Raw genomic sequence first — 12,956 nt, 5'->3', positions numbered from 1 at the left:
AGCTTATGATTAAAAATGCATTTCATAAATTTGCGGACAGCACAAAGGCACAGATTATCTTTTTTGCCGCGTATGTACTGATCACCGCCTTTGGATTGTTTCTTCTGTCAGATTCAGTGATCGCCTTTCTTGTTCTGCTGCTTTCCATATTAATTCTTTATTATCTGAAACTAAATGTAAGAATTAAATGGGCACTCGGCTTGCTCATCATCGCGGTTCTGGTTCCCTTTGCCGCCAGCCAGGGTTCCTCCTATCAGTCCTTCATGGACGTCGGAACGCTCGTACTGATCTATGTCGCCATGGCACTCGGGCTGAATATTGTTGTCGGTTTTGCCGGCCTGCTGGACCTTGGGTTTATTGCCTTCTTTGCCGTTGGTGCGTATACATACGGTATCTTCGGGAGTACCCAGGCGAATAAGTTCATGCCGTTCGGCCACTTTCCGGTTCCCGGTGATGCTTTCTGGTTATTCATACCTATCGGAGCAATCATCGCTGCCGTCTTCGGCATTCTGCTTGGCATTCCGGTTCTTCGGGTCCGCGGCGACTATCTGGCTATCGTCACTCTGGGGTTCGGGGAAATCATCCGAATTGTTTTTAACAATATGGATCACCCGATCAATATTACGAATGGTTCGATGGGTATCCCGTCAATCGAGCCGCCAAGCTTTTTCGGCATTCCGATCGGGCAGCCCAGTCAGTTCTATTACATTGCACTTGTGATTTTTATGCTTGCGATTTATGTGGCGACACGTCTGGAACACTCGAAACTCGGGCGTGCCTGGAAAGCAGTCCGGGACAACGAAATTGCGGCTCAGGCATCTGGTATTCCCCTGGTCAAAACAAAGCTGGCCGCCTTTGCCATCGGTGCCTCATTTTCCGGAATGATGGGCTCGGTATTTGCTGCGAAACAAATGTATATCGATGCGTCCAGTTTTACTTACCTTGAATCAACGATCGTTCTCGTCATGGTTATTCTTGGCGGTATGGGCAGCATTCCCGGCGTCATTCTGGGCGCTGCAGTGGTCATTATTCTGAACAACCAGGTGCTGACCAGTCTGTCGACCTGGCTGACTCAGCTCAGCGCATCCGGCGTTGTCAGTGTTCCTGACGCTTTGTCTCCTGCAAAAATGCAGCGGTTTATCTTCGGTATCCTGCTCGTTGTTTTCGCACTCTATCGAACGAAAGGGTTAATTCCTTATAAAAACAAAAAAGTCGATGCGGCACATCTTAAAGCTGAGGCAGCTGTAAAAACAAGTCAATACGAAGAGCACCCTGAGGCGGAGGGAACACACTAATGAATATTCTCGAAGTCAAGAACCTGACGAAGAAGTTCGGCGGTCTGATGGCGACCAGAGATGTTTCAATGAACGTGGAGAAAAATTCAATCACGGCAGTGATCGGCCCAAATGGAGCAGGTAAAACGACTTTTTTCAATATGATTACTGCCGTTTACCGGCCGACCTCAGGAGATATCCTGTTAAACGGAAAATCACTGGTCGGTCTCAAGCCGCACCAGGTCTGTCATTTTGGGATCAGCCGGACTTTCCAGAATATTCGTCTCTTCAATGAACAGACGGTCATTGAAAATGTGCTGGTCGGCATGCACCAGCGTCTGAAAGGCCACTGGATCGGTACACTGCTGCATTTTCCAGAGGTGACTCGGGAGGAAGAAGCAGCGAAGGTCGAAGCATATAAAATCTTGCAGTATGTGGGACTCGAAGAATTTGTCAATGAGAGTGCGGGAAATCTTCCTTATGGTGCCCAGCGTCGCCTGGAAATCGGCCGGGCGATTGCAGCGAAACCGAAGATTCTCCTTCTTGACGAACCGGCTGCCGGAATGAACCCTAAGGAAACCCGGCAGCTGACCGATCTGATTCATGATATGCGCCATCGGCTTGATGTCACCATCATCCTTATTGAGCATGACATGAAACTCGTCATGAAGATCTCCGATTATCTCTATGTTCTGGATCATGGCGAGCTGATCGCTGAAGGAAAACCGGATGAGATTCGTAATAATCAGCGGGTTATTGAAGCTTATCTCGGGAAGGAGGCGACACAGCGTGGCTGATACGAAGACGGGGGAAACCACGGCGAAACACTACCTTGAGCTTAGCGGGGTGGCGAGCTTTTATGGAAAAATTCAGGCGCTTAATGGCATCAGCCTGTTTGTCGATCAGGGTGAGATCGTGACACTGATCGGAAGCAATGGTGCCGGAAAATCAACGACGCTGAAATCGATCAGCGGGCTGGTCACGCCGAAGACCGGATCGATTCATTTTGAGGGTAAAGAGATTACCCAAAACCCGGCACATATCAATGCTGCTCTCGGTATTGCCCAGGTTCCGGAAGGCCGCCGGATTTTCCCAAGACTGACGGTTAGGGAAAATCTGCGGATCGGCGCGTTTCTGGAAAAAAATAAAAAGGTGATAACAGAACGGATGGAGCGCGTTTTCAGTTTCTTTCCACGGCTGAAAGAGCGGCTGGATCAGCAGGGCGGAACCATGAGCGGCGGCGAACAGCAGATGCTGGCGATGGGCCGTGCCCTGATGATGAAACCGAAACTGCTGATGCTCGATGAACCTTCAATGGGGCTTGCACCGATTATCGTCGAGCAGATCTTCGACATCATTCAGCAGATGAATCAGGAGGGGATGACCATTTTACTCGTTGAGCAGAATGCGTTCCAGGCACTTCAGATTGCGAACCGCGGCTATGTCATCCAGACCGGAGATATTGTGCTCGAAGGGCCCTGCCAGGATCTGCTCAGCAACCAGCAGGTGCGCAGTGCCTATCTTGCCTGATCCAATATAAGCAATGCCAATGCATCTGACGTTTAGATGACGGCGCCGTAACAGGATAATGAATCTGTTGCGGCGCTGTTTGTGTCGCCAGAGGTTTTCATTTGAATCGGTACCAGCCGTCAAGATATAATAAGATCATCATATTTTGATCCGGGAGGGATTCGGATGACCGGATTGAAACGCCTTTTCCCATTTCGAAAACGGTGCGGACTGTGCCATAAAAAAGCATCCGGTATGCGCAAGTATGTAAGCGACACAGGACGGGTCATCCATGTCTGTCCGCAGTGCGCCGGTTATGCGGAGCGTCGTGCTTTCAGGAAACTTTGAGACTTAGGCATTGCTGCGTTCCGGGCAGGTATAACGGAGCGTGAGTAGAAAGGAATTTAATATATATCGGAAAAGAGAGGGGTGGGCAGATGAGTGTGAGCAACCCAACAGTTTATCCGGCGGAAAGTGCAGATGTGAAGCACTTTACTTCGGGGCAGCAGAAAAGGAACGACCACTTTTTGCATGCTGCTGTCCAGTTGAACGGAGAAAGTGACATCGATCTGCTGAACAAGGCACTTACGGCTCTATTCCCTGCCGTTCCGCTGCTGACTTGTCGATTTGAAGCCGACAGGAATAAAGCAGAGTGGATCGATGCCGGATGGACGGCCGAGGATATGATTCACCTGGTCGAAACCGACGATCGGGAGCAGGCACTGCAAGCGCATTTAGTCATTAAACCTGATGAGCTGAAAGGACCCCAGGCACGGATTACGGTGATTCGTGAATCCGGCAAGGATACCCTGGCCTTCGTGTTTAATCATATGATCTGTGACGGCGGCGGTTTCCGCGATTTCCTCTATCTGTTCAGCCGCAGTTACACCTATTTTGCGAACCATCCATCAGCCCGCCGACTGCCGTTTGTCCTCCCGGATCCGGAGAAGAGAGGGATTAACCAGGTCTTTGATGCTTTGGACAGCAACCAGATGGATGAGATATGGCACGCAGATCTGCATAGCTACGCCCAGACTGAGAAGGATCATCTCCCGCTGACCGGCGATGCGGAAAGGCCGTTTATCATCCATCATAAAGTGGACCGGAACCGGTTCAAATGGGTAAAAGATTATGCGAGAAAACGCGGCGCAACGATAAATGACGCATTGTTTGCGGTTTACGTTTGTGCGCTTTCTGAAGTTCTGCCGGTGGACACGATCGTTCTGGACTGTCCGGTCAATGCACGTGCCTATCTGCCCGAGGGGGCAGTGCCCGGTATTTGTAATCTGACGTCAAACTACATTTGTGCGGTTCCCAGGCTCGAGAAGCCTTCATTCGACGATGCGTTGAAACAGGTCAAGCAGGTTATGGACAAGGAAAAGGAAAGTCTTGCTCCATTAAAAGTTTATTGGGAACTGGAGGATGTTTATCACAAACAACCGCTGGAAGAAGCGGTTAAAGCGTTCCCGAAAATCTACCGGATTCCAATCAACGGTATGACCAATATCGGCATACTCGACCCGGCTCAGCTCAGTTTCGGTTCTGGCCAGGCAGTCGATGCATTTATCTCCGGATCAATTAAGTATGCGCCGTATTTTCAGGTTGCTGTGACGACTTTTAACGGTGAGATGACGTTCAGCACCAATTTTCACGGAACAGATCAGGATCATCTCTGGCTTGATCGTTTTGTTGACAGAATGATCGGGTTCTTTCCGTCACCTGAGTAAAAGAAAACGAGTCATTCTGCCAAAGAACAGCTCCGGAAACAGCATACGATGGCTGTTTCCGGAGCTGTTCGACTAATGATTATTCTGAAACAGCCGGACGGCTTCCCGGCTGACAGTCAGCCGGTCCACAGGACTGTGCCGGTCGCTCCGGCTATTGACGGGCAGTTGATCAGTGCCTTGCTGCAGCTTACGGATCTGCTGCTCGATGGAAATCATGTTTTCCTGGATTCGGTTCATTGTCTCCGCACGCGTGTTTGAAGAGGTTTGTCCCTGCAGTGCCTGAATATGGTTCAGCAGCGTATGGCGTTCCTGCTGAAGTGCGCTCAGTTGACTGAAGGTATTGGATAACATCCCCGAACCGGTCGAAATGACGGTGCTGATTAACGGCAGCTGCATGGACGGACATCCCCTTTCTGATCACTTTACCCCTGATTATAGATGATTGTTTCGGGACAAGAAGGGGCATTGTTCCCCTTTTTTCAGAGAAACTCACGGAGAAAAGGACGATAGTCCCTGGCAAGACACCGCATTTTCCAAAAAAAATTATCCGCGGCTGCCTTGTTGCTCCATCAATTTCACCGTGTCAGGACAGTGTCATTAATCTGGACGGCTCAGGCAATTTATCACAAATCGCCTCACCGATTGAGAAAGATGCTGTAGCGGCCGGGGACGGAGCATTCAGGATGTGAAGGGCGTGCGACCGTTCAATCATCAGAAAATCATCGGCCAGTTCGCCCTTATCCGTCACTGCCTGTGCACGGACACCGGCCTGGGAGCGGACGACATCCGCTTCGCTGATTTCAGGGATCATTGTCCGCATGCTGGCGACAAATCGCTTTTTACTGAATGAACGCATCATTTCACCCAATCCATAGCCTAAATTACTCGCAGCAATTTTCCAGAGCGGGAAATAAGTGGCGGAACCGATAAAGTCGTTCAGGTTAAAATCCCGTTTCCGGTAACCTTCACGTTTCAGTCCTAACACCGCATTCGGGCCGGCCAGTACGCGGCCGTCGACCATTCTGGTAAAATGAACGCCGAGAAAGGGGAATTTTGGATTTGGCACAGGATAGATCAAATTTCTGACCAAGTGTCTTTTCTCCGGCTTGATCTCGTAATATTCCCCTCTGAATGGAATAATCCGCATACCTGGATGGATGCCCTGCATGAGTGCAACCTGGTCGCAGTGCAGACCGGCACAGTTAATCAGAAAATGTGCCGAGAAGGAAGCATCATCACACTCAACGGTGATCCCGTCTGTTTTTTCATAGATTTTGCGGACCTGCGAATGAAGCCGCAACCTGCCGCCGCGCTCACGGACAGTATCGGCCAGAGCCAGTGAAACTTGTTTGTAATCGACGATGCCGGTTGACGGAACATGAATCGCTTTCAGGCAAAAGGCATGGGGTTCAATGTCGTGCACCTGAGCGGGGTTGAACAATTCCAGCTGCAGCCGGTTCTCCAGCCCGCGGTGATAAAGGTTATCCAGCAGCGGCACCTCCTCCTGTTTTACGGCGACAATGACCTTACCACAATTCTCAAAGTGGATTTCATGCTCCCGGCAGAAGGTCCGCAGCTTCTGACCGCCTTCCCTGGCAAATCTTGCTTTCAGGCTGCCAGGCCGGTAATAGATGCCGGAATGAATGACACCGCTGTTGTGTCCGGTCTGATGCGCAGCCACTTTGTCTTCTTTCTCCAGAATAATGATTCTCGCATCGGGGTACTTATTGCTGATCGCATAGGCCGTGGACAAGCCGACGATACCACCGCCGATAATCAGGTAGTCAAATACCATCAACATCGCCTTCTTCTTCAGTCTGATTGAATGTAAGCGAATACATAGGGTTGATAAAGAGATTATAATTTTTTGAAAATTAAATAGCAACTGATAAAGGAATAAGAATCAAAACACTTGTAAATCAAAATAAACGTGATTAAAATAAAAACGTCACATAATGTTCACATTTATCGGAGATATGAAAGCGCTGACATTAAAAATTGAAAAGAAGGTGTACCATGGCCAAGATCGAGAATGGGGGAATGGTTTTCGCTTCCCCGGTAAAAAAGTCGGTATTTACGGCAAACTTCCGCTGGTGGTTCGCAGTTGCTCTCTGGCTCTTATTGCTGATCTCCTACATTGACCGTACCAATATTTCTATTGCCGGTCCGGTCATGATCCAGAACGGTGTCGTTACTGCAGCAGCTCTGGCACTGGGAAACAGCCTGTTTCTGGTCACTTACGGCTTGTCCAATATTGCCGGAGGTTTTCTGAGTGATAAATTAGGTGCCCAGAAAATCGCACTTTTTGCCTTGATCTGGTGGTCAGTGATGACACTGTTCTGTGGGTTCGTCTGGAGTTCCCTGTCACTCGTTTTTTCAAGGGTTCTGCTCGGGCTCGGGGAGGGCATGCACTGGCCGCTTAATTCGAAGTGGGTCAAAACCTGGTTCCCGGCCCATGAACGTGCCCGTGCCAATATGTTCTGGAATTTCGGGCTTTCGATGGGCCCGATCATCACGGGCCCGCTCGTGACCTGGATGATCCTGTCATCGGGATCCTGGAGAACACCGTTCATCTTCTTTGCTCTGCTTGGTCTTGTTGTCATGGTGCCGCTCGTGGTTGTTGTCGCTAAGGATCATCCGATTCAGAGCCGGTTCGTTTCTCAAAAAGAACTGGATTATATCCAGTCGGATAAGGCCGAGGATGTACCGGAAACGATGAAAATGTCGCAGGTCTTCAAGAAAATGGATTTCTGGCTGCTTCTGCTCAACTGGTCAGGGATGGCAACCATTTTTTACGGTATTCTCTTCTGGCTGCCCACATACCTGATCGAAGTGCGCCATGTTTCGGTGACGATGACAGGCTTCTGGTATATGCTGCCCTATGTCCTGATGACGCTGTGTATCATTCTGACATCATTTTTCAGTGATAAGATTATGAAGCGGGCCATTTTTGCCGCTGTCGGGACGTTTGTCGCCGGCATCGGGCTGCTGATCGGGACGCACGTCAGCAACATCGTTCTTGCCATGATTCTGATTTCTATTTCCAGTGCAATGAACGGGGTGATTCTGCCTACTGTATGGAGCTCGCTGCAGCGGATGTTTCCAAAGAAGAGCGTCGGTTCCGGTGCCGGGATGCTCAACGGACTGGAAAACATTATTTCAGCGATTGGCACATTCATCCTGGGCATTTCGTTTACGGTCGGCTTCAGTTATCTGGTCATCTTTTCTCTGATCGGCGGGTTAAGCGGACTGATTCTGGCTAGAAAGGGCTATTAACTATGAATGAATGAGCCGTTCCTGATCAATAGAAGCGGCGATCCCAAATTTTAAAAGAGGCTGCTCCGCCGGCAAACAAGCCAGCAGGACAGCCTTTTTCTTAAGCAATGATCGTGAATGATCAGCGACTGACCGGTGCGTTAATCCCCAATTCTTTTTTGGACAGGATATTCATATCCTTGTCGAAATCAAAAACAATGGGTACGCCGGTCGGAATATCCAGAGCGATGATGTTCTCATCAGAAATATGTTCCAGGTACTTCAGCAGTGCACGTAATGTATTCCGGTGGCTGACCACGAGCACATTTTCTCCTTTAAGAAGATGTGGCACAATGTCGTCACTCCAGCAGGGGAGCACACGGTCAAGCGTTGTCTTCAGGCTTTCGCCGCCAGGGAGCAGGTGCGGATCAACCTGAGCATAACGCCGGTCGTGGCGGGGATGACGCGGATCATCTGTCGACAGCATCGGCGGCAGTGCGTCATAACTTTTGCGCCATCTGGCAACCTTTTCGATGCCTTCTTTTCTGGCCGTTTCAGCTTTATTGAGACGCTGGAGAGCGCCGTAGCTCCGTTCATTCAGACGCCACGTCTTATGGACCGGGAGCCATTCCTGACCGATTTCATCAAGAATATAGTTCAGCGAGTGGATCGAACGCCGGAGCACAGAGCAGAAAGCGGCATCGAATTCGATGCCTGTAGCCCTGATGCTTTTACCGGCTGCTTTTGCTTCCTCGATGCCCTTTTCAGTTAACGGGATGTCTTCCCATCCGGAAAATAAGTTTTTTTTGTTATATTCACTTTCGCCATGTCTGACAATAACAAGCTTCATCAATCAATTCCTCCGTATGTGACTATCCGGAATCCGGATGCACCGTTCAGGTTCAGTGCAATGAACAACTATTTCATCCCAAGTATACTTCACTGAAAAACATTTTCCAATCGGCAGACCGTTCAGGTTGTGAACAAGCACGCACAAGATCCGCTCAATGAAAAAAGGATCCGTACCTGCGGATCCTCTGGTTCATTACGTTGTCCGGAAATTACAGCTGGCTGCGCAGAGCGGATACCTGTGCTTTCTTTCGCTCTTCATACGCGAATGCCCCGATGAGTTCCTCTTCAGGCACCTCGCCTTTCCGGCCAAATTTTTCATTGGCTGTTTCATAGAGTTCATAGGGGAACAGCATGTCGATCAGCATCACTTCCTTTTGATCCGCCGTCAGCGGATTGACGCTTTCATAGGCGCTCAGCATGGTGTCGAACAGTTGCTGATCCCAATCGCCCTGGTCCCCGATCAGCGGGATGATGACTTTCCTTAAATCGCGTATCGGAAGATCGAACGTGGTTGTATCCAGATCGATAATCCAGATGTTTCCGTCCGAGAAAAGTGTGTTTCCGGTGCCATAATCCTGATGGCATAAATTCGGCTGCCGGCTGCACCGGTCAACCCACTCGCTGTAGCCCGATGTGAGCAGTTGTTTCAGCACATCTCTCCCGTGCTGAATAAAAGGATCGATTTCCGCCAGATAGCGTTTCGAAAATGGATCATCCGGTTCACGTTCGGCAATTAACTTCCAGGAGACCATCTGCTGGCATCGCTTAATATAATGTTTCGGCCATTTGCCCAGTTTCGAGAATACCGGAATACCTTCCGGCGGCTGATAGCCAATCGAATCAAGATGGTACTGGGCCAATCCTTTCATGATCCATTCCTGATCTTCCCTGAGGGTCAGGTCGAACGGATGACCGAGAATCCAGTCATAGACAACAAAGAGAAACGGTCCCTGCCGGGTATACAGATTGCCTGCCTGATTGGGAATGATTCCCGGAACGCGCGATCCCTTCTGCGCCAGATAGTCCTGGGCAAAGATTGAAAAAAGAGCTTTCTTCTCAGGCCGGTGAATACGTTTCAGGCAGAGCGGTCCGCGATCCGTATCCAGTTTCCAGACAATCGCCATCTGGCCGCCCTGAATCAGTTCAATCGTATTTACTTTAAACGGCCATTTTTTTACCAGGGTAAAGGCAAGCTGATTCAGTTTTTCGGTCATTTCCGGGTCGAGCCCGGGATCGTCCTTTTTCTTTATTTCGGATGGTGTCTTTTGCTTCAAAGGCTTCCGTTCAGCATCAGAAAGACGACCGGCTGACGTACCGATGTCGATACCGGTAAGTTTAATCGAATGGTGATTCAGAAAGGGGTCCTTCGGCTTATTCATGTAAAAACCTCCGCTTCATTACTGCATCACCAATAATTTATGGCTTTTGCACCTTTTTGGGGATTATCGCCGCATAATTGGGCGGCAGGGCGCGCTATGCCTCCAAACCTTTCACCTAAATGAGTATTGCGCACAACAGAACAACTTTTTCCGTATCATAACGAATGAAGAGGTTGTGTGTATCGGAAGGAGGCGTCTTATGAAGATAGCGATGATTGGGACGGAAAAACTCCCGGTTCCGGCCATTCGCGGCGGGGCGATTCAGATATATATTCAGTCGTCGGCTGAGCTTCTGGCCGTTTCGGAACAGGTCACGGTCTTTTCCATCAAGGATCCTGATCTGAAAGATGAAGAGACGGTCGGGGGCATTCACTATATCCGGCTGAACCGGGAATCTTACGTGACCGAGCTTGCCGGTCAGTTAAGCCGCGGCCAGTTCGAAGTGGTCCATCTGTGCAACCGGCCGGCATGGCTGGAACACTTGAAAAAGGCGGCACCGGACAGCCGGTTTGTGCTCAGCGTGCACAATGAGATGTTTACAGAAACAAAGATGAGCCGGGAAAGCGGCGAAAAATGTATCGATTCGGCTGCTGAAATCATTACGGTCAGCGACTATATCGGGAAGACGATAACCGAGCGATTTCCTGATGCAGCGGAAAAAGTACGGACCGTCTATTCAGGGGTGGACCTGAACACCTTCCGGCCGGCGTGGACGGATGAGGGCGCGCAGATCCGCAAGATCATGAGAGAGAAGGCAGGTCTGGAAGGAAAGCATATTATTCTGTTTGTCGGCCGTCTGAGCAAGGTGAAAGGACCGCATATTCTGCTTCAGGCGATTCCGGCGATTGCGGCGGAACATCCGGAAGCGATGCTTGTCTTTATCGGTTCGAAATGGTTCGGAGACGACCGTGTGAATAACTATGTCCGGCACTTGTATACGCTTGGCGCAATGTTTCCGGAACAGGTCACATTTATCAAGTTTGTCCGGCCAAGCGATATTCCTTTTTATTATGCGATGTCGGATCTTTTTGTCTGCAGCTCGCAGTGGCAGGAACCGCTTGCACGGGTCCATTATGAGGCAATGGCTGCCGGGCTGCCGGTGATCACAACGAACCGGGGCGGCAACGGGGAGGTCATCCGGGAGGGGCAGAATGGCTTTGTTATTGATGACTTCGACCAGCCGGAAATGTATGCCCGGCGGATTAATACGCTGCTCGGAGACTCTGAGCTCAGAGACCGGATGGGGCGCAGCGGCAGACAGACAGCTGAAGAAAAATTCGGGTGGAAGCGGGTCGCAGAGAACTTGATGACTGTCTATCGCTCTGCTGCTCAGAAGAAGTGAGGGATGTGGCATGAATCGTCAGGAATACAGCAAAAGTATTGAACAAAATCATCGTGACGTCAGTCATGTACTCAGTCACTATGCAATTCGGCCGGAATCGGTCCGGCTGATCTCTTCACGCGGCGGCCGGTCGAAATGGCTGATTGAAACCGGACAGAGGAATTTTTTCCTGCGACAGGAACAGATCCGGCCGAGCAGGATGCTGTTTATCGCCGGCGCGCACTGGCATCTTCAGCAAAACGGATTGCCGATCGCCCGTCTGATTCCGACAAGAAACGGGGGCCTGTGTCTGGCAGGGGGCGAATTTGTCTATGTGCTCTATGAAGCCAGTGAGGGGGTGCCGGTCCTTTACTACGACCGGGATCAACTCGAGGAAATCATGGCATTTACCGGGCAGTTTCATCAGGCTTCAAAAGGGTATATTCCCGGCGAACAAAGCAAAAAACGAACACGAACAGGTAAATGGCAGAAGCTGTACCGATGGAAACTGCAGGAACTGGAAGACCATAAGAAAGTGGCACTGCAGGATCCGGACGATGCATTTTCACAACTGTTTCTGGCGCACGTAGACCGGATGCTCGAACGCGGGTATGAAGCGCTGAACGAATTAGATACGCCTGAACTCAGTGAGTGGACACTGGAAACGCTGCGATCAGGCATGTTCTGCCAGCAGGATTTTACACTTGCCCGGATGACGGTAAAAGAGGAGCACATGTTTCTGAAAGATCTGCACTCCGTAACGATTGATCTGCCTGCCAGAGACTTGCGGATTTTATTAAATAAAGTGATGAGAAAGCTGAACGTGTGGGACACGGAACTTGCGATCAGGATGCTCCGGTCCTATGATCAGGTTCATCCGTTAACGCCGGCACAGTATCGAATTCTCTGGACGGACCTGAAATTTCCCCATCTGTTCTGCTCAATGGTGCACAAATATTATCTGGGTCAGAAACAGTCCTGGGGTGATGAGAAATATCTGATGAACTTCCGGAACGTGATCGCCATGGAAGAATCCAAGCAGCCGTTTCTGGAACAGTCTGAAACGCATATCCTTCATCTAAAGGAGGGGACGACGTGACGCTGCCGGAAAACCTCAAAAAGCTGATCATTCCCATTGTCGATCTGGACCGCTACCGTTTCTCCCCGCCGGGATCCATGGGATGGAGCGAGGCGGAATATGAAGAACTGATCACGGATCCGGAACGAACGATTCAGACGGAAACATTTTCACCGCCTGAGGTACCACAGGAAGAATGGGTTGAGCTGTCCGTATCGAAGGACAGGGCGGGCGGTGATCTTCCATTTTCAAGTGAACATGAACGCGCAAGTGACACAGTTGACGCATCAGCCACGGTAACGCCGCCTGACAAGAGACCTAAACAGAGGAGTCCTGAGAAGAAATCTAAACAGAGTCCTGAGAAGAAACTGGAACAGCGCACAGAAGAGCTTCCGGGAAAGGAAATCCCTGATCGGGAAAAGACAGCGGTGCTAGAAGTAAATGACCCGCTCATAGAGGAGTATGTGAAAAGCCCTAATCCTCCGGCACGTCCCTGGCTTGCAAAGCAGGTGACCGGAAGAGGCTATCAATGAACAGAAGAAGAGCAGGAGGCTGATTAGG

13 protein-coding genes are annotated in these 12,956 nt (G+C 50.2%); 9 read left to right on the top strand and 4 right to left on the bottom strand.

Annotation, left to right across the window (positions count from 1 at the left end):
- Window positions 1–5 precede the first annotated feature (5 nt).
- From D889_RS0105500 to D889_RS0105480, 5 genes are all read left to right on the top strand, one after another.
- Window positions 6–1,295 (top strand): ABC transporter permease subunit, encoded by a 1,290-nt coding sequence (locus D889_RS0105500; RefSeq protein WP_010631691.1) that lies wholly within the window; start codon window positions 6–8, stop codon window positions 1,293–1,295.
- Complete coding sequence (locus D889_RS0105495; protein ID WP_010631692.1) at window positions 1,295–2,071, top strand: ABC transporter ATP-binding protein; 777 nt, start codon at window positions 1,295–1,297, stop codon at window positions 2,069–2,071. Before D889_RS0105500 ends, D889_RS0105495 begins: the two co-directional genes overlap by 1 nt.
- On the top strand, window positions 2,064–2,804 hold the full coding sequence (locus D889_RS0105490; protein WP_010631693.1) for an ABC transporter ATP-binding protein: 741 nt from the start codon (window positions 2,064–2,066) through the stop codon (window positions 2,802–2,804). Before D889_RS0105495 ends, D889_RS0105490 begins: the two co-directional genes overlap by 8 nt.
- 165 nt (window positions 2,805–2,969) lie before the next feature.
- On the top strand, window positions 2,970–3,131 hold the full coding sequence (locus D889_RS15725; protein ID WP_010631694.1) for a hypothetical protein: 162 nt from the start codon (window positions 2,970–2,972) through the stop codon (window positions 3,129–3,131).
- 89 nt (window positions 3,132–3,220) lie between these two features.
- On the top strand, window positions 3,221–4,510 hold the full coding sequence (locus tag D889_RS0105480) for a hypothetical protein (RefSeq protein ID WP_010631695.1): 1,290 nt from the start codon (window positions 3,221–3,223) through the stop codon (window positions 4,508–4,510).
- Window positions 4,511–4,582: 72 nt separating this feature from the next.
- Here the strand turns inward: D889_RS0105480 and D889_RS0105475 are convergent, their stop codons facing one another.
- Both D889_RS0105475 and lhgO read right to left on the bottom strand, forming a co-directional pair.
- Complete coding sequence (locus D889_RS0105475) at window positions 4,583–4,906, bottom strand: hypothetical protein (protein WP_018962195.1); 324 nt, start codon at window positions 4,904–4,906, stop codon at window positions 4,583–4,585.
- A gap of 187 nt (window positions 4,907–5,093) precedes the next feature.
- Complete coding sequence (gene lhgO, locus D889_RS0105470; protein ID WP_010631696.1) at window positions 5,094–6,305, bottom strand: L-2-hydroxyglutarate oxidase; 1,212 nt, start codon at window positions 6,303–6,305, stop codon at window positions 5,094–5,096.
- A gap of 221 nt (window positions 6,306–6,526) precedes the next feature.
- On the opposite strand from lhgO, the gene D889_RS0105465 reads away from it, so the two are divergent.
- Window positions 6,527–7,786 (top strand): MFS transporter, encoded by a 1,260-nt coding sequence (locus tag D889_RS0105465; RefSeq protein WP_010631697.1) that lies wholly within the window; start codon window positions 6,527–6,529, stop codon window positions 7,784–7,786.
- Window positions 7,787–7,907: 121 nt separating this feature from the next.
- On the opposite strand, the gene gpmA is transcribed toward D889_RS0105465, so the two are convergent.
- Both gpmA and cotI read right to left on the bottom strand, forming a co-directional pair.
- A complete protein-coding gene (gene gpmA / locus D889_RS0105460; RefSeq protein WP_018962194.1) occupies window positions 7,908–8,615 on the bottom strand; it encodes a 2,3-diphosphoglycerate-dependent phosphoglycerate mutase in 708 nt (235 codons plus the stop codon).
- A 211-nt stretch (window positions 8,616–8,826) separates the two neighbouring features.
- A complete protein-coding gene (gene cotI, locus D889_RS0105455) occupies window positions 8,827–9,996 on the bottom strand; it encodes a spore coat kinase CotI (RefSeq protein ID WP_010631700.1) in 1,170 nt (389 codons plus the stop codon).
- Window positions 9,997–10,195: 199 nt separating this feature from the next.
- Between cotI and D889_RS0105450 the strand changes: the two genes are divergently transcribed.
- Genes D889_RS0105450 through D889_RS0105440 form a run of 3 tightly spaced genes read left to right on the top strand, consistent with a single transcriptional unit; the run spans window position 10,196 to window position 12,928 of the window.
- Window positions 10,196–11,338, top strand: a complete 1,143-nt coding sequence (locus D889_RS0105450) for a glycosyltransferase family 4 protein (protein WP_010631701.1) — start codon at window positions 10,196–10,198, stop codon at window positions 11,336–11,338.
- A 10-nt stretch (window positions 11,339–11,348) separates the two neighbouring features.
- Complete coding sequence (locus D889_RS0105445) at window positions 11,349–12,416, top strand: CotS family spore coat protein (protein ID WP_010631702.1); 1,068 nt, start codon at window positions 11,349–11,351, stop codon at window positions 12,414–12,416.
- Window positions 12,413–12,928, top strand: coding sequence for a hypothetical protein (locus D889_RS0105440; RefSeq protein WP_010631703.1), 516 nt, complete (start codon window positions 12,413–12,415; stop codon window positions 12,926–12,928). Before D889_RS0105445 ends, D889_RS0105440 begins: the two co-directional genes overlap by 4 nt.
- Window positions 12,929–12,956 lie beyond the last annotated feature (28 nt).

Source organism: Sporolactobacillus vineae DSM 21990 = SL153, assembly GCF_000377985.1.
Classification (GTDB): Bacteria; Bacillota; Bacilli; order Bacillales; family Sporolactobacillaceae; genus Sporolactobacillus; species Sporolactobacillus vineae.
The sequence above is the reverse complement of the archived record's forward strand: the minus strand, read 5'-3'. Positions and strand labels throughout refer to the sequence as shown.